This window comes from Ralstonia psammae, assembly GCF_958405935.1.
GTDB classification, from domain to species: domain Bacteria; phylum Pseudomonadota; class Gammaproteobacteria; order Burkholderiales; family Burkholderiaceae; genus Ralstonia; species Ralstonia psammae.
The window spans coordinates 14270-40419 of record NZ_CATZBU010000003.1 but is presented as its reverse complement, the minus strand read 5'-3'; the positions used below and the strand labels follow the sequence as shown (position 1 = coordinate 40419).

Sequence of the window (26150 nt, the reverse complement as noted above, 5' to 3'; positions counted from 1 at the left end):
TCTGACGGCGCTTATAGCGCCTGCGCCAGCTGTAGCAACGGTTGCCGCGCCGTGGGGTCTTGCAGGCGGCCAGCGGGGTCGACAATGCCCATGCTCTGCAACCACGCCTCGAACTCGGGTGCAGGCCGCAGGCCGAGCGTGTCGCGCAGATAGAGCGCGTCATGAAACGACGTGCTCTGGTAGTTCAGCATGATGTCGTCGGCGCCCGGCACGCCCATGATGAAATGGATGCCCGCCACGCCAAACAGCGTGAGCAGGGTATCCATGTCGTCCTGATCCGCTTCGGCGTGGTTGGTGTAGCAGACGTCGCAGCCCATTGGCAGGCCCAGCAGCTTGCCGCAGAAGTGGTCTTCCAACCCGGCGCGGATGATCTGCTTGCCGTCGTAGAGGTACTCCGGGCCGATGAAACCGACCACCGTATTGACCAGCAATGGCGAAAACGCCCGCGCCACCGCATAGGCACGTGCTTCCATGGTTTGCTGATCGACGCCGTGATGCGCATTGGCCGACAACGCGCTGCCCTGGCCGGTCTCGAAATACATCACGTTGTTGCCGACCGTACCGCGCGCCAGGCTCTGCGCAGCATCATGCGCCTCGTCCAGCAAGGCGAGGCTGATGCCGAATCCCGCATTGGCCTGTTCGCTGCCCGCCACGGACTGGAACACCAAGTCCACCGGCGCGCCCTGGTCGATGGCGCGCACGGTGTTGGTCACGTGGGTCAGCACGCACGACTGCGTGGGAATGGCGTAGCGATTGCGCAGCTCATCGATCAATTGCAGCAGGGAAACGATGGCGCCGAGGTTGTCGCCGGCAGGGTTGACGCCGATGGTCGCATCGCCGCAGCCGTAAAGCAGGCCATCGATGATCGACGCGGCAATGCCTTTGGGGTCGTCCGTCGGATGGTTGGGCTGCAACCGGACCGACAACCGGCCCGGCAAGCCGATGGTGTTGCGAAAGCGTGTGACCACGCGGCACTTGCGGGCCACGGCAATCAGATCCTGATTGCGCATCAGCTTGCTGACCGCAGCCGCCATTTCGGGCGTGATGCCGGGCGCGACGCTTGCCAGTGTCTGGCTGTCGGTCTCATGCAGAAGCAGCCAGTTGCGGAATTCGCCCACGGTGAGCGAGGCGATCGGCCCGAAGGCCTGGGCGTCGTGCCGATCGAGAATCAGGCGCGTGATCTCATCCTCTTCATACGGCACCAGCGCTTCGTTGAGGAACACTGACAGCGGCACATCCGCCAGCGCCATGCGCGCGGCCATGCGTTCGGCTTCGCTGGCGGCGGCCAGGCCGGCCAGGTAGTCCCCCGATCGCGCGGGGCTGGCCTTGGCCAATAGCGTTTTTAGATCGTTGAATACATGGCGCTGTGCGCCAATGGTGTAAGCAAAGTGCATGATGGGATACGCGTGGGAAGCCAGCGAGGTGACCGCGATGCCTATCGTGCCACTTTAGCCGCCATCGACGCCGATCGTCCGCTGCGATGGTGTCTTCGCAGACGGGGCCAATCAATCTTCAGTGCCATCGTGAGATTTCGGCCCTATCAGGGACGGCCGTTTTGATGCCACAGAGGCAATGTTCTAATACGAATCTCTCAAACGTCGATATCTCATTGCCAATGACCGCCTCCGCCACACCGTCCCGCATACGTCAGGCGGGCTCTGCCATGGAAGTGTTGGCGGTCTTTCTCAAGCTGGGCCTGACCAGCTTCGGTGGGCCGGTCGCACATATCGGCTATTTCCGACGTGAATTTGTGGAGCGCCGCCGCTGGCTGGACGATGCAACATTCACCGACCTCGTTGGGCTGTGTCAGTTTCTGCCGGGGCCTGCCAGCAGCCAGGTCGGATTTTCCGTCGGTCTGCTTCGGGCCGGATGGCGCGGTGGGTTGGCGGCATGGTGTGGCTTTACGCTGCCTTCGGTTGCGCTGCTGCTGGCCTTTGCGATGGTCGCGCCGGGCCTGGGCGGCCCGCTTGGCAGTGGCTTGATCCACGGTTTGAAGCTGGTTGCGGTTGCAGTGGTGGCGCAGGCCGTGTGGGACATGGCGCGCAAGCTTTGTCCTGACTGGCAGCGCGCAGCCATTGCGTTGATCAGCGTCGCCGTGCTCAGCGCGTTGACGACCGTGTACGCGCAACTCGTCGTGATTGTGCTCGGTGCCCTGCTGGGGCTGGCGTTGTGCCGATCATCCTGGCCGGCTGGCGGAGGTCCGAGGGCAGGGCACGGCGCCGCATTCCGCGTGTCTCACGTGGCCAGCATCGTCAGCCTGGTGCTCTTCTGCGCGCTGCTGTTCGGGCTTCCGGTTGTGACGGATCTCCATCCATGGAGGCCCGCGAGCGTGTTCGACGCATTCTATCGTTCGGGCGCGCTGGTTTTCGGGGGCGGGCACGTCGTGCTTCCGTTGCTGGAACAGCAGACGGTCGCGACCGGTTGGGTCGCGTCGAACGATTTTCTGGCGGGCTATGGTGCCGCGCAAGCCGTGCCGGGGCCGCTATTCACCTTCGCCGCTTTCCTCGGCTGGACGATGGGCCCGGGGATCAATCACTGGGCCGGCGCCGCGCTTGCAACGGTGGGCATTTTTCTACCGGGCTTGCTGCTGGTCATCGCGGCGCTGCCTTACTGGCAGGCATTGCGCGCGCGGCCTTCCATGGCAGCGTTGCTGGCTGGCGTGAATGCGGCAGTGGTTGGGTTGCTGGCGTTTGCGCTTTACACGCCGGTCTGGACAAGCGCCGTGCGGTCATGGCGCGATTTTGCTGTCGCTGCGATTGCGTTCCTGCTGCTGACGCGATGGAAAACGCCACCCCTGGTTGTGGTGGCGTTCTGTGCGGCAGCGGGAATGGTTGCCGCCGTGCTGGTTTGAATCAGGGCAGGGGCGTCATTCGTCCATCAGCCGAACCCTGACCTTCTTGCCTTTCACCGTGCCGGCGTTGAGCTTGCGCAGCGCGTCGCGTGCGACGCCGCGCTCGACCGCGACGTAGGTCGAGAATTCGGTCACGTTGATCTTGCCGATCTGGTCGCCGCGAAAGCCTGCATCGCCGGTCAACGCGCCGAGCACATCGCCGGGGCGGATCTTCTCCTTGCGTCCGCCGAGAATCTGCAGCGTTTCCATGGGCGGCAGCAGCGGTGCGTCGTTGCCGGTATCAAGCTCGTCGAGCGGATGCCATTCGACCTCGCGGCCCAGCGCCTGCTCGATGTTGCCGACTCGCCCCATCTCGTCCATGCTCGCGAGGCTCAGCGCCCAGCCGTTCTCGTCGGCGCGGCCCGTGCGGCCAATCCGATGGACGTGCACTTCGGGGTCGGGCGTCACGTCAACGTTGATCACCGCTTCGAGCTGTGCGATGTCGAGCCCGCGCGCGGCAACGTCGGTCGCGACGAGCACCGAGCAACTGCGGTTCGCGAACTGGATCAAGACCTGATCGCGCTCGCGCTGCTCGAGTTCGCCATGCAGCGCGAGGGCGTGGATTCCCTGTGCGCGCAGCACATCGAGCAGGTCGCGGCATTGCTGCTTCGTGTTGCAGAACGCGAGCGTGCTGACCGGCCGGTAGTGCTTGAGCAGCAGCCCGACCGCATGCAGACGCTTGTTGTCGGGCACCTCGTAGAAGCGCTGGCGGATCTTGCTGTCGTCGTGGCGCTCTTCGAGCTTCACTTCCTTTGGATTGCGCAGAATCCGCTGGCTCAGCTTCGCAATGCCTTCCGGGTACGTCGCCGAGAACAGCAGCGTCTGCCGGTCGGGCGGGCACTGGCGCACGACCGTCGCAATGTCGTCGAAGAAGCCCATGTCGAGCATGCGGTCGGCTTCGTCGAGTACGAGCGTCTTCAGTGCACCGAGCGCGAGATTGCCGCGCTCCAGATGGTCCATGATGCGCCCCGGCGTGCCGACGATGACATGCGCGCCGTGCTCAAGGCTTGCCGCCTGCGGACGCATCGGCGTGCCGCCGCAGAGCGTCAGCACCTTCACGTTTTCTTCGGCGCGCGCCAGCCGGCGGATTTCCTGCGCGACCTGGTCGGCAAGTTCGCGCGTGGGGCAGAGCACCATCGCCTGCACGTCGAAGCTGCGCGCATCGAGCTGTGCGAGCAGGGCGAGCGCAAACGCTGCGGTCTTTCCGCTGCCCGTTTTTGCCTGCGCGATCAGATCATGGCCCGCAAGTGCGATAGGCAGGCTCGCAGCCTGGATCGGCGTCATGTCGGTGTAGCCGAGCTGTGCAAGATTCGCGAGCACGGCGGGGGCGAGCGCTAGGGTGCTGAATGGCATGCTGGTCGGTTCGATGGTCATGTTGTTGCGCTGAGTCACTTGTTCGGCTTGCCTTCGAGTTGTTCGTAGACGACGGTGCCGTCGTCAGCCTCGAAGCGTTCGACATAGTTGCGCGCGCCGCATAGCGCACAGCGGAACAGCGGCCCTTGGCCCTCATCCTTGATGACAACGTCGGACAGTTCCCACTGCGTGCCGCAGCTCTGGTTTATGCAAGTGAACACGATTTTCTCTGATGGATTCTTTGTTGCGCCTCGATGACGAGGCAGGTGGTCCAGGGCCACGCCCTTGATCGGGCGCAGTGCGCCGCTGTCGATCTCAATGCAATACCTCAGCCGGAAATGGCCTTGCTGCGCCATTCGTAGGGGATTGCGCTGCCCTTGTTTATTCGGAAACTGACGTATTTTGCCGGGTCAGGCCAGCAGAGACGCTCAAGCCGTGAACCAAAAGAACGCGTGTGGGGCATGTCAGTCAAGGCCAGCGCGAATCGATCGATGAGACGCTCGCGCCGTTTTTACCATGCAAACACTCGGTTTGGGGCGAACAGGTGGTGATTACGTCTCGTCTCGAGGGGATAGCCTCATGCGCGATGTCGCATACCGGGCAGGGTCCACGCCGAGCGCCCCATGCATTCTGTTGTTGCAACAGATTTGTGGGTGCACCGTTGGGTGCGATGGAGAGGTATCCGATGTTGCAGGCCGCCACGGTTTCCCCGCCGGACTCTAACACACCCCTATAGGTCCGTGACGCGCCGCCCGGTCACCGCATTCCTTTTGGGAGCAGCCGATGGTGTCGGTTCTGTGAAACCGCCTAGAGTCCGCACTCTTGTCTCGGTTTGAGATGTATCAAGTCCATGCCCTGGCCGCTGGCATCTAATGGGTTGCACATTCGCAATCGTTTGACGCCCCGACCATGCGCACCGCCGCCGTGCCGTCTTCGCCGACAGCAGAGCAGATTGATTTGCCGTTTCACGCCGCCCTTGCCCGCGCATCGAATTCGCTGTCGCTTGCATCAATGGAACTGGCGTTGCTCGATTGGGCACTGCACTTGGCCGTTTCGCCCGGCAAGTGGCTGGATCTGTGCCGCTTGGCGCTGACGCAGGCCGAACAACTCGAGCGTTACATCCGCAGCTGCATGGCGTCCGGCCCCCAGGAGGTGTGTCTTTGCGTCCAGCCGCCGGCCCACGACCGTCGTTTCTCGGCCGAGGAGTGGCGCCTGTGGCCGTTCAACGTGCTGCACCAAGCCTTCCTGTTGACCGAGCAGTGGTGGGAGGCGGCCACGCACGGCGTTTGGGGTGTCGCCAAGCATCATGAGGACGTGGTTGCCTTCGCTGCACGTCAATGGCTCGACATGATGTCGCCAGGCAACCAACTGGCAACCAACCCGATTGTCCTGCGGCAGACCTTCGAGCAGCACGGCAGCAATCTCGTGCGCGGCGCGCTCAATGCGCTTGACGATCTGGAGCGCTCCATGAGCGGCGCGCCGGCTGCCGGTACCGAACGCTTCATGGTGGGCCGTGACGTGGCCATAACACCCGGCAAGGTGGTCCTGCGCAACCGCCTGATCGAGCTGATCCAGTACACGCCGGCCACGCGCAAGGTTCAAGCCGAGCCCATCCTGATCGTGCCGGCATGGATCATGAAGTACTACATCCTGGATCTGTCGCCGCAGAACTCGCTGATCCGCTATCTGGTAGAGCAGGGCCATACCGTGTTCTGCATCTCCTGGAAGAACCCGGACGAGGCGGATCGCGACCTCGACATGGATGACTACCTCAAGCTCGGTGTTTTCGCCGCGCTCGATGCCGTCAATGCCATCGTGCCGGGCCAGCGCGTACACGCTACCGGTTACTGCCTCGGAGGTACGTTGCTGGCCATTGCCGCTGCTGCCATGGCGCGCGATGGCGATGCACGGCTGGCGTCCATGACGCTCTTTGCCGCGCAGACAGACTTCTGCGAGCCGGGCGAGCTGGGCCTGTTCATCGACGAGGCGCAGGTCAGTCTGCTTGAAGCGCAGATGGAGCAGACCGGCTATTTGCGCGCCAGCCAGATGGCCGGAGCCTTCCAGATGCTTCGGTCGTACGACTTGCTGTGGTCGCGCGTGGTGGGGGAATACCTGCTGGGCGATCGTGCACCCATGAACGATCTGATGGCCTGGAACGCCGATGCCACGCGCATGCCCGCGCGCATGCACAGCCAGTACCTGCGGCACCTGTTCCTGAACGACGACCTGAGTGAGGGCCGCTACCCCGTCAACGGCAAGCCGGTGGCCTTGAACGATATCGACCTGCCCATCTTCGTGGTGGGCACGTTGACCGACCACGTGGCGCCATGGCGCTCGGTCTACAAGCTGCATCACCTGACCGAGGCGGAGCTGACGTTCGTGTTGACAAGCGGCGGCCATAACGCAGGCATCGTCAGCCCGCCGGCCAACTCGCATCGGCGGTTTCAGATGCAGACACGCCACGTTGGCGAGACATCGGCGGCGCCCGATGACTGGCTGGCATCGGCACCCACCACCGATGGTTCGTGGTGGCCGTCATGGCATGCATGGCTGGTTGCGCATGCATCGGGCTCGACACTGGTTGAACCGCCGAAGATGGGGCCCCCCGGACTGCCGCCACTGGCCGATGCGCCCGGCACCTACGTGCTGGAGGCATAGATGGGTGTGCTGAAGCAACTCCGGGCGTGTGGCGGGTACGCCGGCGCGCGTATGGCCGCCATGGCAGCCACCGCCACTGCGCTGGCGCTGTCGGGTTGCATCTCGATGGCGCCGCCTTACGAGGCACCCGCGCTGCCCGTGGCCCAGCACTACGACGGCGACGATGGCCGCGATGGCCTGTCAGCCTCCGCCACCGGCTGGCGGGCGTACTTTACCGACAAGCGCCTGCAGGCGTTGATTGCGCAGGCGCTGGAGAACAACCGCGACCTCCGCACTGCCGTGCTGCGTGTGGAAGAAGCGCGTGCTGCGTTTGGCATCCAGCGGGCGGAGACATTTCCACATCTCAATGCACAGGCCGGCATCAACCGGCTGAGCATTCCGGCAGATCTGAGCCCCTTCGGCATGCCGATGCGTGTAAGTCAGTACCAGGTGGGTGCCGGTGTCTCCAGTTGGGAGATCGACTTTTGGGGGCGTGTGCGCAACCTCAACGACGCCGCGCTGGAAAGCTACGTGGCTTCCGACGCCGCGCGCCGTGCGGTGGCGCTTGGGCTGATCGCGCAGGCGGCTGACAGCTACCTGGTGCTGCGTGAACTGGACGAGCGCATCGTGCTGGCACAGCAGACCGTGGACAGCCGCACCGAGACACTGCGCATCTTCTCGCGCCGTGTGGCGGTGGGGGCGACTTCACGATTGACTCAAACACAGGTCGAGACGCTGCTGACCCAGGCGCAGGCACTGCTGACGCAATTGCAGCAGGCACGCGACGCACAGGCGCACGGCCTGGCGTTGCTCGTCGGTAAGCCCATCGACCTGCCACGGGTAGCCGAGCCGCTTGACGAGCACCGCATGCTGGCCGAGCTGCGCGCAGGCCTGCCTTCCGATCTGCTGACGCAGCGCCCGGACATTGCTGCCGCAGAGCACCGGCTGCGTGCCGCGCACGCCAGCATTGGCGCGGCACGTGCGGCGTTCTTCCCCCGCGTGGCGCTGACCGGCGCTTACGGCACGATCGGCCCGGAACTGGGCAATCTGTTTGCACCCGGCACGCGCGCCTGGGTTTTTGCGCCGAGCATCAGCCTCCCGCTGTTTGAGGGCGGCAAGCTGCGCAGCAACCTCGACCTGGCAGAAGCCCGCCGAGACCTTGCCGTCGCCGGCTACGAGAAGACCGTGCAGAGCGCTTTTCGCGACGTGTCCGACGCGCTCTCCGCACGCAAGTGGCTGGCCGAACAGCTGGGCATCGCTCAGGCCGCACTGGCAGCGCAGACCGAACGTGCTCGGTTGTCGCAACTGCGCTTCGACGCCGGAGCGTCGACGTTCCTGGAGGTGCTCGACGCCCAGCGCGATCTGCTGGCCGCGCAGCAGCAACTGGTGCAGGTGCGCCGCGCGCTTCTCTCTAGCCGCGTTGGTTTGTATGCGGCGTTGGGCGGCGGCGCGCAGGCCGTCGAATCCGCATCCGATCCGCAACCCCATCTGAGCCTGACGCCGCCCCCGCGCGTATCGGGCGGAACATCGGGCCGAACAACACCATGATCACGACTCCCCAACAACGATGGATTGCCTTGCTGGCGGCTGCCCTGGTGGTGGCCGGTGGGGCTTTTGCGTGGAAGGCCTTGCGGCAAGACGGTCCCGGCAAGGGCTTTGCAAGCGGCAATGGCCGCATCGAGGCAACCGAAATCGATGTGGCCACCAAGCTTCCCGGCCGCGTGCAGGACATCCTGGTGGACGAGGGCGACTTCGTAACGGCCGGCCAGCCGCTTGCGCACATGCAGATTCAGGCCCTGGAAGCGCAGCGCGACGAGGCCCAGGCACGCCAGCAGCAATCCGTCTCTGCGGTGGCGAGTGCACAGGCCCAGGTGGCCGTACGTGAGGCGGATCGGCAGGCTGCTCTGGCGCAGATCGCCCTGCGCGAGAGCGACCTGGATGCCGCGCAGCGCCGGCTAGCGCGTTCCGAAACGCTGTCGCACGAAGGCGCATCGTCGATGCAGGAGCTGGATGACGACCGCGCCCGCGTGCGCGGCGCCAAGGCCGCGCTGGTGGCGGCGCGCGCGCAAGCCGAGGCGGCGCAGGCGGCGGTATCGGCAGCCCGTACACAGGTGGCGGGTGCCGGCGCCACCGTCAAGGCGGCAGACGCCACCGTACTGCGCATCAAGGCCGATATCGATGACAGCGCCTTGGCGGCCCCGCGCGACGCCCGTGTGCAATACCGCATTGCCCAGCCCGGGGAGGTACTGGCCGGCGGCGGGCGGCTGCTCAACCTGGTGGATCTGTCCGACGTCTACATGACCTTCTTCGTGCCGGAGGCGGACGCTGGCCGCATCGCCATGGGCAGCGAGGTGCGGATCGTGCTCGACGCGGCGCCGCAATATGTGATTCCGGCGCGCGTGTCGTTTGTGGCCAGCACCGCGCAATTCACCCCTAAGACCGTGGAGACGGCCAGCGAGCGCCAGAAGCTGATGTTCCGCGTCAAGGCGCAGATCGATCGCGATCTGCTGCGCAAGCACCTGAAGCTGGTGAAGACGGGCCTGCCCGGCATGGCGTGGCTCAAGCTCGACGCGCAGGCCGAATGGCCGGCCAACCTGGCGATCAAGGTGCCGCAGTGACCCGGTTTGCCGACCCATCCACCTTGCATGACCCGCGTCTGGTGCCGCCGGTGGTCAGCCTTGCCGGCGTGAGTCTGCGCTACCGCAAGACGCTGGCGCTGGATGACCTCACGCTCGACATGCCTGCCGGCTGCATGGTGGGGCTGATCGGTCCTGACGGCGTGGGCAAGTCCAGTCTGCTGTCGTTGGTGGCCGGCGCGCGGGCCCTGCAGGACGGTGCCGTGCATGTGCTGGGCAGCGACATGGCCGACCGCCGTGCGCGCGCCACGGTCGGCCCACGCATCGCATACATGCCGCAAGGGTTGGGGCGCAACCTGTACCCCACGCTGTCGATCGAGGAAAACCTGCAATTCTTCGGGCGCCTGTTCGGCCACGATGCAGCGGAGCGCCGTCGCCGCATTGATGCCCTCACGGCCAGCACCGGTCTGCGGGCGTTTCTCTCCCGGCCTGCGGGCAAGCTGTCGGGCGGCATGAAACAGAAGCTGGCGTTGTGCTGCGCGCTGATCCACGACCCGGATCTGTTGATCCTGGATGAACCGACCACGGGTGTCGACCCGCTCTCGCGCAGGCAGTTCTGGGATTTGATTGCCAGTATTTGCGCCGCGCGCCCGGGCATGAGCGTGATCGTGGCCACCGCCTACATGGAGGAGGCCGAACGCTTTGACTGGCTGATCGCCATCGACGGGGGGAAGGTGCTCGCTACCGGCACGCCGGCCGGGCTGCGCGGCCGCGCGGGTACCGATTCGCTTGAGGCCGCTTTCATTGCGCTGCTGCCGGCGACGCGCCGGCAGGGGCATCGGCCCGTGGTGGTGCCACCTCTAATGGCCGGCGCGGAAGACGATGTGGCCGTGCAAGCGAACGGCCTGACCATGCGTTTCGGCGATTTTGTGGCGGTCGATCACGTGGACTTCCGTATCCGTCGGGGAGAAATCTTCGGCTTTCTCGGCTCCAACGGCTGCGGCAAATCAACCACCATGAAGATGCTCACCGGCCTGCTGCCCACCAGCGAAGGTCAGGCGTGGTTGTTCGGCCATCCGGTCGACCCGAAAGACATCGACACACGCCGGCGCGTGGGCTACATGTCGCAGGCGTTCTCGCTGTATGGCGAACTGACCGTGCGCCAGAACCTCGTGCTGCATGCACGCCTGTTCCAGGTGCCCGAACCCGAGGTGCAGTCGCGTGCGGCTGAGATGCTGACCCGCTTTGGGCTCCAGGAGGTGTCTGACAGCCTGCCCCAAAGTTTGCCGCTGGGCATGCGGCAGCGCTTGTCGCTCGCCGTGGCGATGGTGCACAAGCCCGAGCTGCTGATCCTGGACGAGCCGACCTCCGGCGTGGACCCAGTCGCGCGCGACATGTTCTGGCGCCTGATGATCGACCTCGCCCGGCGGGATCGCGTGACCATCTTCATCTCCACGCACTTCATGAACGAGGCGGAACGATGCGACCGCATCTCGCTCATGCATGCCGGGCGCGTGCTGGTGAGCGATTCGCCCGCGGGGCTGGTGCGCGCTCGCGGCACACACACGCTGGAGCAGGCGTTCATTGCCTATCTGCGGGAGGCGGCCGAAGCAGCTGCGGGTGCCGACGAGGTTGCCGCGCCGCTGCCGGTGCGCCCAGCGCAAGCCAACGCGCCTACCGGCATATCCGCCCGCCGCCGCTTCAGTCTTGCGCGTGCATTGAGCTATTCGCAGCGTGAGGCGCTGGAACTGCGCCGCGACCGCGTGCGCGCCACGCTGGCTCTGCTGGGCACGGCCATCCTGATGTTCATCATCGGATACGGAATCAGCCTGGATGTGGAGAACCTGACCTACGCCGTGCTCGACCGCGACCAGACCATGCTCTCGCGCGACTACGCGCTCAATCTGGCGGGCTCGCGTTATTTCATCGAAAAACCCCCGATTCGCGACTACGCTGAGTTGGACCGCCGCATGCGCAACGGCGAGTTGTCGCTGGCGATTGAGATCCCGCCAGGCTTTGCACGCGACGTGGAACGCGGCACGGCCGTGCAGATCGGCGCCTGGGTGGACGGTGCCATGCCCACCCGCGCGGAAACCGTGCGTGGTTATGTGCAGGCCATCCACCAACTCTGGCTGGCGGATGCGGCCGTGCACCGGCTGGGGGTGCGGCTTGCGACGCCCAGCACCATCGAAACGCGCTATCGCTACAACCCCGACGTGAAAAGCCTGCCCGCCATGGTGCCCGCCGTGATTCCAATGCTGCTCATGATGATTCCCGCCATGCTGGCGGCATTGTCGGTCGTGCGGGAAAAGGAGCTGGGGTCCATCATCAACTTCTACGTGACGCCGGTCACCCGTGCGGAATTCGTGCTGGGCAAGCAAGCGCCGTACATCGTGCTGGCCATGCTGAACTTCCTCCTGCTGGCGCTGCTGGCGGTGACGGTGTTCAGTGTGCCGATCAAGGGCAGCTTTGCGACGCTCGCGTTGGGGGCGCTGATCTTCGTGACGTGTTCGACGGGTTTTGGGCTGTTTGCGTCCACCTTCACGCAAAGCCAGATCGCGGCCATGTTCGTCACCATGATCGGCACAATCATTCCGTGCGTGCAATTTGCAGGGCTGTTTAATCCAGTCTCGTCGCTGGAAGGGGCGGGGGCCGTGATCGGACGCATGTATCCGGCCACGCATTTCCTGACCATCAGCCGGGGCGTGTTCAGCAAGGCGCTGGATGTGGGCGCCCTGGGCAGCGCATTCTGGCCGCTCCTGGCAGCGGTGCCGTGCATCCTGGGTGCCACGTTGCTGATGCTGCGCAAGCAGGATCGGTAGGAGAGCCACACCATGCCCGGCCTTCCGACAGATCGCCGCTCGGCCCGCCTGAGCAACATCTTCCGCCTTGGTATCAAGGAGTTGCGAAGCTTGGCGCGCGACCCGATGATGCTGGTGCTGATCGCCTACACCTTCACGCTATCGATCTACGTGGCGGCCACCGCCATGCCGGAGAGCCTGCACAACGCCTCGATCGCCATCGTCGATGAAGACAGCTCGCAGCTGTCGGCGCGCATTGTCTCCAGCTTCTATCCACCGCATTTCCGCTCGCCGGCGGTCATTACGCTCACCGAGGTCGACCCCGGCATGGACAGCGGCCGCTACACATTTGTGCTCGACATCCCGCCCAACTTCCAGCGTGACGTGCTGGCTGGGCGCACACCGTCAATCCAGCTCAACATCGACGCCACGCGCATGAGCCAGGCTTTTACCGGCAACGGCTACATCCAGCAGATCGTCTCGGGCGAGGTGAACGCGTTCCTGCAGCGCCACCGCGCCGCGCCCGCCACGCCGGTCGACCTGGTATTGCGCGCGCGCTTCAACCCCAACCTGGAACAGACGTGGTTCGGCTCGTTGATGGAAATCATCAACAACGTGACCATGCTCTCGATCATCCTGACCGGCGCCGCACTGATCCGTGAACGCGAGCACGGCACGATCGAGCACCTGCTGGTGATGCCTGTCACGCCGTTCGAGATCATGATGTCCAAGGTCTGGTCGATGGGGCTCGTGGTGGTGCTGGCCGCGCTGGTGGCACTGGTGTGCGTGGTGCAGGGCGCATTGCACGTACCGATCGAAGGCTCGATCCTGCTGTTCATGCTGGTGGCCATGCTGCATCTGTTTGCCACGACCTCCATGGGGATCTTTCTTGCGACAGTGGCGCGGTCCATGCCGCAGTTCGGCATGCTGTTGGTTCTGGTGCTGCTACCGCTGCAGTTGCTCTCGGGCGGTACCACCCCGCGCGAGAGCATGCCCGGTGTGGTGCAGGACATCATGCTCGCCGCGCCGACCACGCATTTTGTCTCGGCGTCGCAAGCCATTCTCTATCGGGGCGCGGGCCTGGGGGTCGTGTGGCCGCAGTGTCTGGCCATCTGTGTAATCGGCGCCGTGCTGTTTATCGCATCATTGACGCGCTTTCGCCAAACCATCAGCCAGATGGCATAAGGAGCCAACATGGAGACACACGCCAACCTTCCTCTCGCGCTCCAAAAGGCGCAGGTTGCATTCGGACTGCAAACATTGGGTCTGCTCAAGGCAACGCGTCAGCGCTGGTATGAGCTGGGCGCCGATCTGCTGGCCGAAGACGTTGCCCGTACGGAGTCTGCGTTGGCCGATCTGCGAAGCGTGGAGGACTGGAACGCGTTTGCAGCACTGCTGCCCAACGCATTCTGGCAGACCAGCCAGCGCGCCGTGCATGTGCTGCAGGGTGTGTTGCAGACGGCCATCTCGAACCAATCGGGCTTGGCGGCGGATTACCAGCGCATCATGCTGGAATGGCAGCAGGCTTCCGTACGGGCGTTGAGCACGGCCGGCAACGCGATGCCGATCCACACGGCGCTGCAGGGCATGCTGTCGGCGTTGGGCGCGCCGCACGATGCATTCATCCGCTCCGCAACCGTACGGCCAAACCCCGTGCCAGCGCCCGGTAAGGGCAACGGTCAACCCCACAACGCTTCCTGACGAACACGTATGGGCCTCGATCATCTACCTGCACCGCCGGCGTTGCTGCCGGCCAGCGATCTGAGCGTGGTGCGCAACCGCACCTTTGACGAGATTGCCATTGGCGACACGGCCGCCATCCTGCGTACGCTGACAGCGGAAGATATCCAGCTCTTTGCCGTGCTGTCGGGGGACGTCAACCCGCAGCATCTTGACCCGGAGTTCGCGGCATCCACGCGCTTTCATGGCGTGATTGCCCACGGCATGCTGGGCGGCGCGCTGATTTCTGCTTTGCTTGGGACCCGTTTGCCGGGGCCAGGCACGATCTACCTGGGACAGACGCTGCGATTCCTCGCTCCGGTGCGTGTTGGCGACACCTTGACCATCCGCGTGACGGTGGTCAGCAAGGAGGAGGAAACCAAGCGGCTCAAGCTGGCATGCACGTGCACAAACGACAGCGGCACGGTCGCCATCACGGGGGAAGCCGAGGTCATCGCGCCCACCGAGCGGATCGAGCGTCCGCGTACCACGCTGCCGGATGTGCGTATCACCACCGGCGGTGACGGTATCCACCGGCTGCTCGATCATCTACGGCCTCTTGGCGCGATCCGCATGGCCGTCGTCCACCCATGCGATGCGCTGAGCCTGTCCGCTGTGATGGACGCGTACGCTGAGGGCCTCATCGTGCCTTGCCTCGTCGCGCCGCGTGCCAAGCTGATGCGCGTCGCCACCGAGGCCGGTCTTGACCTCAGCGGCATAGAGATCGAAGACGTGCCGCACAGCAGCGCCGCTGCCACCCGCGCAGTGGAGCTTGTAACGCAGGGCAGGGCAGAAGCGCTCATGAAGGGCAGCCTGCATACCGACGAGTTGATGGCGGCGGTGGTGCGCGCGGATGGAGGGCTGCGTACCAAACGTCGGATCAGCCATTGCTTCCTGATGCAGTCGCCAGCGTATCCGCGCCCGTTTATCGTGACGGATGCGGCCATCAATATCGCACCGACCCTGGAACAAAAGGCGGACATCATCCGCAACGCCATCGATCTGGCCCATGCGATTGGCGTGGAACGGCCTCGGGTGGCGATCCTTGCGGCGATCGAGACCGTGAACCCACGCATGCCCGCCACGCTCGATGCCGCCGCGCTGTGCAAGATGGCAGACCGCGGCCAGATTGAGGGTGGTGTGCTAGACGGGCCACTGGCTTTCGATAACGCGGTATCTGCCGCCGCCGCGCGCATCAAAGGCATTGTTTCGGAAGTGGCAGGTCAGGCCGATGTGCTGGTGGTGCCCGATCTGGAAAGCGGCAACATGCTCGCCAAGCAGTTGGAGTACCTGGGTGGGGCTGCCAGCGCGGGCATTGTGCTCGGCGCCCGCGTGCCGATTGTTTTGACCAGCCGCGCCGACTCGCGCGAATCGCGCATCGCGTCGTGCGCTATTGCCACGTTGCTGGCCCACCGCTACCGCAACTTTCCCCCATGAACGATTACATCGCCGTACTGAACTGCGGGTCGTCGAGCATCAAGTTTGCGTTGTTCGATGCCACCGAGCCTCCATTGCCGCGTACACCCGTGTGGAGCGGGAAAGTGGAGGGGATCGGCACTGACCACCCCACGGTGACAGAGGCCGGTATGCCGCCACGGGCGCTAGAACTTGATGGTGCGAAGCCGTATCACGCTGCGCTCATGCACATTCGCCAGCGTGTCGAGCAAAGGCTGGACGGCCGCCGGCTGATGGCCGTGGCGCATCGGGTCGTGCATGGCGGCTCCAAGTACTTTGCGCCAGTACGTGTGAATGCGCAGGTGCTTTCCGACCTGCGCAGCTACATTCCGCTGGCGCCGCTGCATCAACCGTTTGCACTGGAGGCCATTGAGGCGCTTCTGTCGGATTTGCCTGAAGTGCCGCAAGTCGCATGCTTCGATACCGCGTTCCACCGCACGCTGCCTCAGGTCGAGACGATGCTGCCGTTGCCCTACACGGCATGGGAGCGCGGTCTGCGGCGTTATGGCTTTCATGGGTTGTCGTACGAGTACATGTCGATCGCTTTGCCAGAACGACATGGCGATCTGGCCCTGGGGCGCACCATCGTTGCGCACCTGGGCAGCGGCGCCAGCCTGTGCGCAATGCACGGGCTGAAGAGCGTGGCCACAACGATGGGATTTTCCGCGCTTGATGGCCTGATGATGGGGACGCGATGTGGCTCGCTTGATCCGGGTGCGGTGCTCTACATGATGGAGACGGAGCATCTTTCCCCCGCACAAGTCGGGCACGTGCTGTATCACGAATCGGGTCTGCTTGGCGTGTCAGGGCTGTCTTCCGACCCGCGCGAGTTGATTTCGCACGAGGCCGATAACCCGCGTGCGCAGGCAGCGCTGGCGCTCTACGTGCGCCGCATCGTGCGCGAAATCGGCGCCCTGGTGGCGGTGCTCGGTGGCCTGGATTGTTTGGTCTTCACGGCGGGTATTGGCGAACACAACGCCGTACTGCGCGAACGCGTTGTGGGCGCACTTGACTATTTGGGTGCCGACCTGGATGGCGAGGCCAACAAAGCGCATGCAGCGATCATTTCCAGTTCAGCCAGCCGGATTCGCGTGGCGGTAGAGCCGACAAACGAGGAGTGGGTGGCAGCACGGCATGCAATTCAATGCAATCTATAGCGGATAGGTTTTCTTGTCGAAAGTGCTGGATGGCCGTGCCGGCCGAAGCGCTGTTTGGAGACAATCTTTATATTTAACATAACACAAATTATGCGAGATATAGATGTTAGGGATTTTTTCTAAAGTCGTACTTGGGATGACCGCTCCAACGCAAACATGGGTCGAAATTCGCCGCTTTTTGATCCCACCCACGAGCACGAGGCGACGGTGTGGTTGCCCGCCGCCTTCCCGTTTCATCTAAGACCACCTATTTGAGCGTGCTCGCGTCCGCCCATTGGTACCCCAAGCGAGAGATGCCACTCACCAAATTCTGGAAGTCCTGGAATGCGTTGGAAGCGGCCGTTCCCGCCATATCGGAATCCAGCCAGAACGGATGGAAGAAGAACGAGGCAAAGCCGTCTCGCACCACCCACGCGTATTGCGCGTTCAGGTAAAGGTCTTGCCACGTGTAGGTGAGGCACGAGAACGGATCGATGCTGCAGATGTTGTATTCGATGTTGCCCAAATTCTCCGGAATGATGCGTTGGCCGTAATAGTCGGAATTGATTACGTACGGAAAGAACTGCCCGACCGCGAATGCATGGTTGTTGGCCGTTGAGTTGAGGGTGTACAGGTCACTGTTGCTGCAGATGGTATTGGTGTTGGTGACGCTGCTTGTGGTGTTGTTGGTGCAGGCGAAGTACACCACGCGCTGGTACGTTGAGTTGAAGCGCGGTGGTACTGCAGCGATCGAAAGCGGCGACGATTCGTAGTGCGGGGCTTCCCATGCGAATGGCGTATAGCCGTTGCTGGTGAACTGTTGCAAGCCCGCATCCAGGCGCCCTCCAGCCCATTGGAGCGAGTCGTCGTCGGTCGGAGTATTGGCCGTCGCATACCAGAACTCGAAATCATTACCGCTCACTGCGTTGTCGATGTTGGGAATGTTTTCGTATTGATGTGTGTAGCCATGCATCATCACCCTGCCCCCGCGCTTGAGCGCGTAGTTGAGCGCCGATTTCAACCCGGTTGCGTTGGCCAGCGTGATGGTCTCTGGCACACCGTTGTTGTAATACCCGTTCGGGTCCGTGTACACGGGAATGGTCGCCATCGAAAACGGGATGTGCTTGTTATAGAGATAATCCGTCAGCTTCTTCATCGAACTGGTGCTGGTGTAAGCGTTCATGTCTTCGAAGCGCACCATGGCTCGGTGTGTGTACACCGTTGACGGGCTGTCACCCAAAATGTCGTGTAGCAGATCGCAGAACGCCAGGTAGCGATCACGTGGGCCGATGTACGAAAACGGCTGATCGGCGAAATACCAGAAGTTGCCGGAGCGGACCACGTAGGGCGCTACGGCCCCGGTCTGGCTGTCCGTGATGTTGACCAGGACCTTCGCCTTCGTTGCATCCGTGACTTGCGTGATGCCGATGTCCGGGTCGGCGCTGACGACGCCCGTCGTTGCGTTGAAGTTGTAGTACTTCAACATCGACATGCCCTTGTAAGTCACGGTATCGAAGAAACCGGGATTCGGGTTGCTGGACGACGGATAGACATTGCCGTTGAAGCCGTACACCTCGTTGAAGGCTATGCCGAATTTCTGGGTGAACGTGGGATTGGTGTAGTCAACCGTGTCCCAAGCCAGCTCCCACAGGTTGTACTTGAACCAGACCACGGTGGAGGTGGTCGACATGACGTCCTTGAGGAACGCCGGAGGAATCGTGTTGTTGTAGTAGTCGCCCAGATAGAACGTAGCCTGGTTGGCCTGCACCGAGCCTGCGGTGTAGTTCTGGATCGGTACCAGACTGACCGTGGTGTTCCAATGCCCGAGCAAGTTGCGCAGCATGATTGCGTAGGCAAAGCCCAGATTGCTGTACGGGTCGTTTGCCGGTGCGTCATACAGCACGAGTACCTTCAAGGTGGTTGCGGCCTGCGCCGTTGGCATCGTGATCGGCCGATACACGATGAGGAGACTGAGCGCGAGCAAACACGCCAAGATGACTTTTTTCATGATCGCGCCCCTTAGTCGACCCAGACATTGCCGTTCTGACGATGCACCGAACTCGGAGAGACGATCGTCCCACCCGTGCTATGGCCGTGCTCCGCTTCACGCATGAGTGAACGCGGCATGCCGGGCACGATCACCGTCGGCACACTAGGACGCGGCGGTGGAACCACCTTGCCGTTCTGCATATGCGGTGATGGGTTCGTGTTGGTATTGGTGGCCGCGCCCGTTGGCCCCGCCGCCCCTGTCGTCCCTACAAGCCCGACAACGGCGGCCAGCAAGGCTGTCCATGCCCACGCTGGCGCGTAATGTTTGGATGCCATGATCTTTCCCCTTGATCAAACGCGTCTCTCTCATCGTGGAGAAGCGCTCGTCCCGGTTTTCCAAACACCGCTGCAAGAATGAGATTCGACGGCCCTCGTGCCCTTCCCTCTCAATGCCGCTGGTCGACCACGCTACCCGCCGCGCTAAGTCAATGGCGGATGGCGTTGAGGCAGCATGTATGCGCCAGCTCCGCCACTTCCAGGGAGGAAGTGGGATCGTGTCGGAGTTGTAGCGTCGCGTTGACGAAGGTGGCGTAGCGCAGCAGGACGTTGCGCCATGGCATTGCTTCGATGGAATAGCCGATGTTGTCGGCCGCAGCGCGCAGAACGGCCGGCGGCACCATCACAACGGCGTTCGTGACAGGGTTGGGGGTCGTCTGGTATTTCCCGCGTCATGGCGGACTTCTCGGCAACTATGCGCGCAGCATCGGCTGGAGAATCGCGCAAAAATCGAGCCAATTCAGCTAAAGGCTCGAACGTGCTACGCCTGAGGGCCTTGGGTATGGCCGGTCTTCAAGAAAAACGCCAAAACTGATTCAAACGTGAAACAAGCTGGCGTTCTCTTCTTGCCGTATGGGCTTCGCGTGGGTATGCCATATGCAGTGCGTGCTCGCCGTGCGCCGCTTTGCATGCCCGCAGGACCACGCGACTCATGTGAGGAACCACGCCTGCGTCGCCTCCTGGCCGTTGCCGGCCATGACGACGCAGATTTCCCGTGGCAGGCGCCACTGCCCGGCGATGCCGCCCCTCACGCTTTCGCAACCCGTCGGCGGCGCTCCATGAATGCTGCCCCCCCGCCACGACGAGCAACGTGGAGACCACTCGCGTGTCCGCGTCGATGCGCAAACTCGCACCGGAGAACGTTGTCATCCGACCGTTGAAGGGAAAAGTGAAGGCATCGTCCCGTGAACGCATTTTGCGATCAGCGCCCAACTACGCCAGTTTGATGTCATTTCGATGACAACTGTGTCGATTCGCAGATGAATCGCGTTTGCACCGGAAGATCACTCTTTGGGGTGATATATGAGGCAATTGTGAGCGCTATGCTTGTTATGGAGGAAATAGGCGGGGCCAGCGTATTGGCACCGCATCAGCGAGGGCTTGCCATGAAATTCGCCATACTCACCAGCAATTCAGCCAGTTTCGAGTACGTGGCCGCGTGCCTGTCACCGCAAGACGTTACATGCGTACGGTTCGACGATGCATTGGCCCTGCTGCGCGCCCGGCGCACTGAGGTCTTCGATGTCCTGTTGATTGATGCGCAGCTATTCAGCAACGCCGGCCGACTGGTGTTGTCCTGGCGCGAGTGCAATGCCGATATGCACTGGCCAACGTTGGTGTTCGGCCACTTTGTGGAACGGGAGGCAATACGGAACATCTTCGACGCCGGTATCGACGATTTCGTCGCCGGCCACTTCACCGCCGATGAGCTGTGCGCCCGTGTGCACCGCATCCTGCGCAGTGCTGAACGAAAGACGCAAGACGCCGACGCCGGCACCCGTATCGCGGTGGGCCCTTACCGCTTGTGCCGGCTCACCCGCACGGCGATGTTGCGCGGCACGCCCATTCGCTTGACCGCACGGGAATTTGCCACGGCCTGGCTCCTGTTCTCCTCGCCGGGAGCGTTCGTCTCACGCCAACAGATTGCTTCCGCAGTATGGGGAACGGAGGCCAGTCTTGCAGAGCGCTCGATCGAGCAACACATCTACAAGCTGCGCAAGAAGCTGGGCCTCGGAGACGCGACCGGAGTCGAGCTCAAGACGATCTACTCGCTCGGCTATCAGTTGACCGTCCAGCAGATAAGCGAGCCGTCGCGCAACGTCGAGCCGTCGCAACGCATGCTGGCGGCTTGACGCCTGCACGCCTTGGTATTTCTGGCAATCGGCGCGTCAGGTGTCTTTGCTGCCGGGCACAGGCGCCCTGTTGAAATGCCCTGCGGTTCATGTAATGGACGCGCACCCCTTGCGTAACTGCGCTCTACTTTATTGAACCGCGTGACCAATGTTCGCGACTCCGTCCAAAGAAATCCTGAGAATCCGCCCGCATTGGGTTGCGCCCGTGATGCTAGTGGCGGCCGCCCTAGTCGTTCCGCAATTGACTTACGCTTCGGCCATCGACGATGTCCATGACTTTCGCATCGAACGCGCATCGCTCGAACACGTGCTGTTGGAGATTGCGCAGCTGGCGGGCCGGCCCATCTCTATGCCATCCGATGCGATTGAGAACCGCCTTGTTGGACCGGTGGTGGGTGTCATGTCCCTGGCGGCGGCGGTCCGGCAGGCGTTATCGGAGACAAACTTAACGCTCGCCGAACTGCCCGACGGCACGTTGACCGTGGTGCCTGCCAAGGCGGCTGTACCGCCGTCGGAGAATGCCCTCATGCTAGCGCCTACCGAAGTGCGCGGCGTATTGGATCGTGGATTCGCGGTATTTAGCAGCACTGCCGTGACGGGGACCGAAACGCCGATCATGAGTGCGCCACAGTTCGTCACCACAGTCTCAAACACGCAGTTGATCAATGAACGTCCTGGCTCCGTCGCAGATGCTTTGCGCGATGCTGGCGCTGCGCCTATCACTGCGGATCCTGCGTACGTGACGCAGTTCGATTTGCGCGGATTTACCTCGAACACAACCTATATAAATGGAGACCGGGATCGCCTGTCCAACTTGCGACCGATTGATGCCGTGGAAAGCCTCGCAATCGTCAAGGGCCCGAGCAGTGGCGTAGTTGGCCTAGCTCCGCCAGGCGGTGCGGTCAGCGTGGATCTCAAATCTCCCCTGGCGACGGGGCGGCACAGCGTCGCCGCAGAAGTCGGCTCCTACGGGGAGCGTAAAGCAGTGGCTGACCTCGGGGGGCCATTGGGCGAGCATGGACTGAGCTACCGCGTGATCGGTGTCCACGACACCGCAGCCAACAGTCCAGGCGGTTATGCGGGCCACCGGCTCGGCTACGGCATGCTCGCGCTCGGCTGGCATGACGGCACTACCCAAATCACGGCCGGGACCGAAACAGTATCGAGTCGCCAACCCGTGGTGCCTTCGACCGTGGCGTTGAATGGCAGCCCGCTGCGCATTCCGTCGACGATGCCGCTCGGCAACGCATCCGACCGGACCGACGCGCGTGGTTCGCGTCTGTACTTCGATGTTTCTCGGGCGTTGACGGAAGAATGGACTTGGCACTCACGTGCTCAGTACCAGCAACTGACGACGTTGTCGGTGCTATGGGCGTCGGCGCCGGATACCCAGACGGCCACTCAAGTGGCAGAAATTAACGTGGCCTACCAGATTCCGGATCAAGGTTGGAGCGTGTCGAACGAACTCACTGGCACCGTGCGTCAGGGGGCGCTGACGCACGCACTGACGTTGGGCTGGGATGAGTACCAATGGCGCCGTGACATCCTCTCGCCAGTCGACTACCCCGTTGTCATGCAGAACCTGTTGGCACCGCAGCCGTTGCCACCCGCGGTGTTCATGCCGAGCTTCAATGTCTCGCAAAGTGTCCGACAATCGGTTTTTCGTTTGCAGGATCAGGTGTCAATCGGCGAGCGATGGGAACTGTTAGCTTCTGTGCGCGCCAATGACTACGTCGCGAAGCTTCCGTTCTCACAAGACGCGGGCTTAGCCTGGGCCCCCGCCTTCAACATGCTCTACAAGCTGACGCCGCAAACCGCTGTGTTTGGTGGCTACGGACGCAGCTTCCAGATCAACCCAACCTACACTGACAATGGCATGCCAATAGCGCCAGAACGCGGTGGCGAGTGGGAGATGGGAGTCCGCTGGAGCGATGTGAGCAAGAAATTGCTGGCCCAGGCCGCATTGTTCCGGACCAATGCGCGCAATGTCAGTGTGTTCGATGAACAGCATCCCGGCGCATACGTTCAGGTCGACTCTCAGACCAGTCAGGGCGCCGAACTGTCGTTGCATGGTGCACTGTGCAACGCCGTTGAAACATCCATGGCTGTCACTTATACGCGCGTGTCGGCAGTCATCCAGGGGCAATCATCGGCCCCGGCCCCCACGCTGCGTGTCAGCACATGGACCAACTACACTGTCCACGGCGGACTCGCCGATGGTGCTGGCTTCGGCCTGGGCCTACACGGCAGAACTGCCTCGACCGCTTACGGCGTCAACGGACCTCGCATCCCAGGGCACCTGCTGGCGGACACCAACATATTCCTCAACCGCAAGCGCTGGCGGCTGGATTTCACGGTGCGAAACCTCTTCAACTCGCGCGCCTATGGTGAGACTCGATCCAGCATCTTCATCCCGATTTTGACAGGGCGAACCGCCAGCATGCGATTGACGTGGAATCTCTGACTTGCCGCGTGACGATCCCCGAGTGGCGACGATAGCTTCGAATAACACCACTGGTTTGAGCGCACGCCTCGTCCAGGGGGATACGCTCGTTGCCGGGAGCTATCTGCATGGGCGCTCGGTCTTGAGCCCCCCCAAAGAAACCTTCACAGGCCGCATTATCGGGAGAGCATCCTTTACGTAACATCCAGCGGATTAACTTGACGTCGCGTATTCGTGAGATCCTTCCGGGCCAATAATGGTGTGCACCGCAAGCGGAGTGAGCCACAGGTTATTCATCGCAATTAGCCACCGTCCCGAGGCGAACCGCTTTAATCGACAGTCCGGATATGATCGAAAAATCTTGAGTTTTCAGCCTCCGCGCGGGCGACATTTTGGATTGCGTAGACTCGCCTTCTAGGCGGCTTGGGTCGCCAAGTACAAGCCAGACAACAGACAATTGACCTTCCCACGAGATACACCGATGCGTCGCGCCGATTTCCTGGAACTCCTGACGCTAGCTGCCCTATGGGGTGCTTCTTTTCTGTTCATACGCGTGGCCGCGCCGCCGTTCGGCCCGGTCGTACTGATCGCGCTGCGCTTGGCGATCGCTTCGTGCTTCCTTGTGCCGTTGCTGGCCATGCGCGGCAAACTCGGTGCGCTGCGCCTGCACTGGCCGCACCTGCTGGTATTGGGCGTGCTGAATGCGGCTATCCCCCTCTGCCTGTTTGCATATGCTGAACTAACCCTGACGGCAGGCTTCACCTCGGTGCTCAACGCAGCGGCACCGCTGTTCGCTTCCATCGTGGCGTTCGTTTGGCTGGGTGACCGAATGTCGTCTCTGCGCGTGCTGGGGATCGTCATCGGCTTCATCGGCGTGATCGTGCTGGTGGGCGGGTCATCGCTCATCGACGCCAGGCAAGGCGGTGTGGCGGTGGTGGCGGCGCTATTGGCCACAGTGTTGTACGGCGTCGCGAACAGCTACACCAAGCGGTTCCTCACCGGCGTATCGCCACTGGCAGTGGCCACCGGCAGCCTGTTGGCAGCCACCATCGTGCTTGCACCGCTGGCCTTCTGGCTGTGGCCCACACAGACGCCCGCCGGCAGCGTGTGGCTGCATGTCATCGGTTTAGGCACCGCCTGCACTGGCATCGCGTACATCTTGTTTTTCCGGCTCGTTGCGAATGTGGGGCCAACCCGTGCGGCGTCGGTCAGCTTCCTGATCCCGGTGTTCGGCGTGTTGTGGGGCATCCTATTCCTGGGCGAACGGTTGAGCGTCAACATGGCGATTGGCTGCGCGGTGATCCTGCTGGGCACTTCTCTGGCGGCCGGTGTGCTCGCGCCACGCAAGAAGCCCGATGCCAATGCACGTGGCGCACTCAACGGGAAGGATTCTCTTTTGCGTTCGGGCCGCTGATCGGCAAAACATCACCTTCCTCGCGCCTCGTCTGATGGCGCCCCCCCTGATTTGAACCCTTCCCATTAATCCGCCCATGACTTGATCGGCGGCGCGGTGTATTTCGTCGTTGGCCGGCACATTACGGCGGCACTTTGGCCGTCGCTAAGTGACGCGCGGCAGCATGCCGCTCGGACCAAGACAGGGTCAGCGTCTTGGTCAGGAAGAAAAAATCCTATTTGAAAATCAAATTGAGAGGCGGCATCAAGGTGCCGTCGGCCTGTCGCTGCGCCTTGCATGAGAAAAGTTGAGAGTTTTTGCGCAACGAAGAAAATATTATTCCGACCTTATATAAAGACGCCGTTTCATGGTTCTTGAAAATATTACGCGGCGAAGTAAAAAATCGCTTTTCTACAAAAGCTTTCGAAAGGCAAGCCTTTTGAATATTTTTCATATCGATCAAATCGGCCGGCAGTTTTTTCAATTCGAATTTTCAGCAGCACAATGAAAAACGAACAGGAGATAGTGTGAGTCGCACTTCAGATTACAGTCCGTATATCAGATACCACGCCGGCGATCAGCGCATACCGATCGTCAGCCTGGCAGCGTTTCGCACGCGTGACGAATTGCGCAAGCGGGAACTCGCCCAAGCGCTCGGCAAAGTCTGCCGGGAAAACGGCTATTTCTACGTTGAGCATCACGGGGTGTCCGAAGACGTGCTGACGGCGGCGGCCGCGGCCGTGCACGAATTCTTCGACCTGCCGCTTGCCCACAAGATGGCCATCAACATTGCCAAGTCCCCATTCCATCGCGGCTACGTGCCGGCGGGCGAGGAAACGGCCTACGGCAGCACGATCAAGGACATCAAGGAAGCGTTTGACATGGCGCTTGAACTGGGGCTGGACGATCCTGACGTTCGCGCGGGCAAATTCTTCCACGGCCCGAATGCGTGGCCCGCCGCACAGCCACTGTTGCGGCCCACCCTGTCGTGGCTGTACCGCGAATGGCTGACGATGTGCGGGAACATCAGCGAGCTGTTTGCGCTTGCTCTGGGCCTGCCAAACAGCTATTTCGCCGAGCGCACCCTGAAGCCGCTCGCGCAACTGCGTGCCGCTCGCTATCCGCAGCAGCCACCAGGCGATACGGGCGGCGCGATTGGCTGCGGCGCCCACACCGATTACGGGATCGTCACGGTGATCTGGCAAATCGACGCCGAGGGGCTGGAGGTGTGCGACCCGGCAGGGAATTGGATTCGGGCGCCACGCATTCCGGGCACGTTCACCTGCCTGCTCGGCAATGTGACAGGCATGTGGACGAACGACTACTGGCGTGCCACCCCACACCGCGTACTGAACGTCTCGGGACAGGTGCGTCACTCGCTTAATTTCTTTTTCGATCCGGACTACGACTGCGAGATCGAGCCGTTGCCGGCCTTCGTTACGGCGACGACGCCAGCATCCTACGCACCCACGACGATGGGCGCCCACCTCATCCAGAGCTTCGACGGCGTCTTCGAATACCGCAAGCACACCTCTCAAGCCGAAACGGCGGCATTTCAGGAGTAAGGCA

19 protein-coding genes and 1 pseudogene are annotated in these 26150 nt (G+C 62.6%); 13 read left to right on the top strand and 7 right to left on the bottom strand.

Going from position 1 to position 26150, the window contains the following annotated elements:
- Nucleotides 1-11 precede the first annotated feature (11 nt).
- Entirely contained in the window at nucleotides 12-1394 is a 1383-nt protein-coding gene (locus R2N16_RS06990; protein ID WP_316664908.1) for an ethanolamine ammonia-lyase subunit EutB, read from the bottom strand.
- A 221-nt stretch (nucleotides 1395-1615) separates the two neighbouring features.
- Here R2N16_RS06990 and chrA point away from each other — a divergent pair, with 221 nt between their 5' ends.
- Nucleotides 1616-2851, top strand: a complete 1236-nt coding sequence (gene chrA / locus R2N16_RS06985; protein WP_316664907.1) for a chromate efflux transporter — start codon at nucleotides 1616-1618, stop codon at nucleotides 2849-2851.
- Between the two features lie 15 nt (nucleotides 2852-2866).
- On the opposite strand, the gene dbpA is transcribed toward chrA, so the two are convergent.
- Nucleotides 2867-4264, bottom strand: coding sequence for an ATP-dependent RNA helicase DbpA (gene dbpA / locus R2N16_RS06980; RefSeq protein WP_316664906.1), 1398 nt, complete (start codon nucleotides 4262-4264; stop codon nucleotides 2867-2869).
- Nucleotides 4265-4278: 14 nt separating this feature from the next.
- Complete coding sequence (locus R2N16_RS06975) at nucleotides 4279-4464, bottom strand: hypothetical protein (RefSeq protein WP_316664905.1); 186 nt, start codon at nucleotides 4462-4464, stop codon at nucleotides 4279-4281.
- A 688-nt stretch (nucleotides 4465-5152) separates the two neighbouring features.
- Between R2N16_RS06975 and R2N16_RS06970 the strand changes: the two genes are divergently transcribed.
- Genes R2N16_RS06970 through R2N16_RS06935 form a run of 8 tightly spaced genes read left to right on the top strand, consistent with a single transcriptional unit; the run spans nucleotide 5153 to nucleotide 16588 of the window.
- Nucleotides 5153-6901, top strand: coding sequence for a PHA/PHB synthase family protein (locus R2N16_RS06970; RefSeq protein ID WP_316664904.1), 1749 nt, complete (start codon nucleotides 5153-5155; stop codon nucleotides 6899-6901).
- On the top strand, nucleotides 6902-8428 hold the full coding sequence (locus R2N16_RS06965) for an efflux transporter outer membrane subunit (protein ID WP_428984097.1): 1527 nt from the start codon (nucleotides 6902-6904) through the stop codon (nucleotides 8426-8428).
- On the top strand, nucleotides 8425-9498 hold the full coding sequence (locus tag R2N16_RS06960) for an HlyD family secretion protein (RefSeq protein WP_316664903.1): 1074 nt from the start codon (nucleotides 8425-8427) through the stop codon (nucleotides 9496-9498). The genes R2N16_RS06965 and R2N16_RS06960 overlap by 4 nt, the downstream gene beginning before the upstream one ends.
- Nucleotides 9462-12278 carry a ribosome-associated ATPase/putative transporter RbbA gene (rbbA, locus tag R2N16_RS06955; protein WP_316664902.1) on the top strand — a complete coding sequence of 939 codons (2817 nt, stop codon included), beginning with the start codon at nucleotides 9462-9464 and terminating at the stop codon, nucleotides 12276-12278. Before R2N16_RS06960 ends, rbbA begins: the two co-directional genes overlap by 37 nt.
- Before the next feature lie 12 nt (nucleotides 12279-12290).
- A complete protein-coding gene (locus R2N16_RS06950) occupies nucleotides 12291-13442 on the top strand; it encodes an ABC transporter permease (protein ID WP_316664901.1) in 1152 nt (383 codons plus the stop codon).
- A gap of 9 nt (nucleotides 13443-13451) precedes the next feature.
- Complete coding sequence (locus tag R2N16_RS06945) at nucleotides 13452-13958, top strand: hypothetical protein (protein WP_316664900.1); 507 nt, start codon at nucleotides 13452-13454, stop codon at nucleotides 13956-13958.
- Between the two features lie 9 nt (nucleotides 13959-13967).
- Nucleotides 13968-15413: a bifunctional enoyl-CoA hydratase/phosphate acetyltransferase gene (locus R2N16_RS06940; protein ID WP_316664899.1), complete on the top strand. Its 1446-nt coding sequence runs from the start codon at nucleotides 13968-13970 to the stop codon at nucleotides 15411-15413.
- Nucleotides 15410-16588 carry an acetate/propionate family kinase gene (locus tag R2N16_RS06935; protein ID WP_316664898.1) on the top strand — a complete coding sequence of 393 codons (1179 nt, stop codon included), beginning with the start codon at nucleotides 15410-15412 and terminating at the stop codon, nucleotides 16586-16588. The genes R2N16_RS06940 and R2N16_RS06935 overlap by 4 nt, the downstream gene beginning before the upstream one ends.
- Before the next feature lie 247 nt (nucleotides 16589-16835).
- Here R2N16_RS06935 and R2N16_RS06930 read toward each other — a convergent pair whose 3' ends face one another.
- The 3 genes from R2N16_RS06930 to R2N16_RS06920 form a co-directional block, all read right to left on the bottom strand.
- A complete protein-coding gene (locus R2N16_RS06930) occupies nucleotides 16836-18575 on the bottom strand; it encodes a DUF2334 domain-containing protein (protein ID WP_316664897.1) in 1740 nt (579 codons plus the stop codon).
- Nucleotides 18576-18586: 11 nt separating this feature from the next.
- Nucleotides 18587-18892, bottom strand: coding sequence for a hypothetical protein (locus tag R2N16_RS06925; protein ID WP_316664896.1), 306 nt, complete (start codon nucleotides 18890-18892; stop codon nucleotides 18587-18589).
- Between the two features lie 149 nt (nucleotides 18893-19041).
- Nucleotides 19042-19239: a hypothetical protein gene (locus tag R2N16_RS06920; RefSeq protein ID WP_316664895.1), complete on the bottom strand. Its 198-nt coding sequence runs from the start codon at nucleotides 19237-19239 to the stop codon at nucleotides 19042-19044.
- Between the two features lie 759 nt (nucleotides 19240-19998).
- Between R2N16_RS06920 and R2N16_RS06915 the strand changes: the two genes are divergently transcribed.
- A complete protein-coding gene (locus R2N16_RS06915) occupies nucleotides 19999-20745 on the top strand; it encodes a response regulator transcription factor (protein WP_316664894.1) in 747 nt (248 codons plus the stop codon).
- A gap of 148 nt (nucleotides 20746-20893) precedes the next feature.
- Entirely contained in the window at nucleotides 20894-23209 is a 2316-nt protein-coding gene (locus R2N16_RS06910) for a TonB-dependent siderophore receptor (protein ID WP_316664893.1), read from the top strand.
- Between the two features lie 130 nt (nucleotides 23210-23339).
- Here R2N16_RS06910 and R2N16_RS06905 read toward each other — a convergent pair.
- Nucleotides 23340-23477, bottom strand: a pseudogene (locus tag R2N16_RS06905) (IS3 family transposase); the annotation flags it as partial.
- Between the two features lie 192 nt (nucleotides 23478-23669).
- Here R2N16_RS06905 and R2N16_RS06900 point away from each other — a divergent pair.
- Both R2N16_RS06900 and R2N16_RS06895 read left to right on the top strand, forming a co-directional pair.
- Nucleotides 23670-24602: a DMT family transporter gene (locus tag R2N16_RS06900; protein ID WP_316664892.1), complete on the top strand. Its 933-nt coding sequence runs from the start codon at nucleotides 23670-23672 to the stop codon at nucleotides 24600-24602.
- A 506-nt stretch (nucleotides 24603-25108) separates the two neighbouring features.
- Nucleotides 25109-26146: an isopenicillin N synthase family dioxygenase gene (locus R2N16_RS06895; protein WP_316664891.1), complete on the top strand. Its 1038-nt coding sequence runs from the start codon at nucleotides 25109-25111 to the stop codon at nucleotides 26144-26146.
- Nucleotides 26147-26150: the final 4 nt, after the last annotated feature.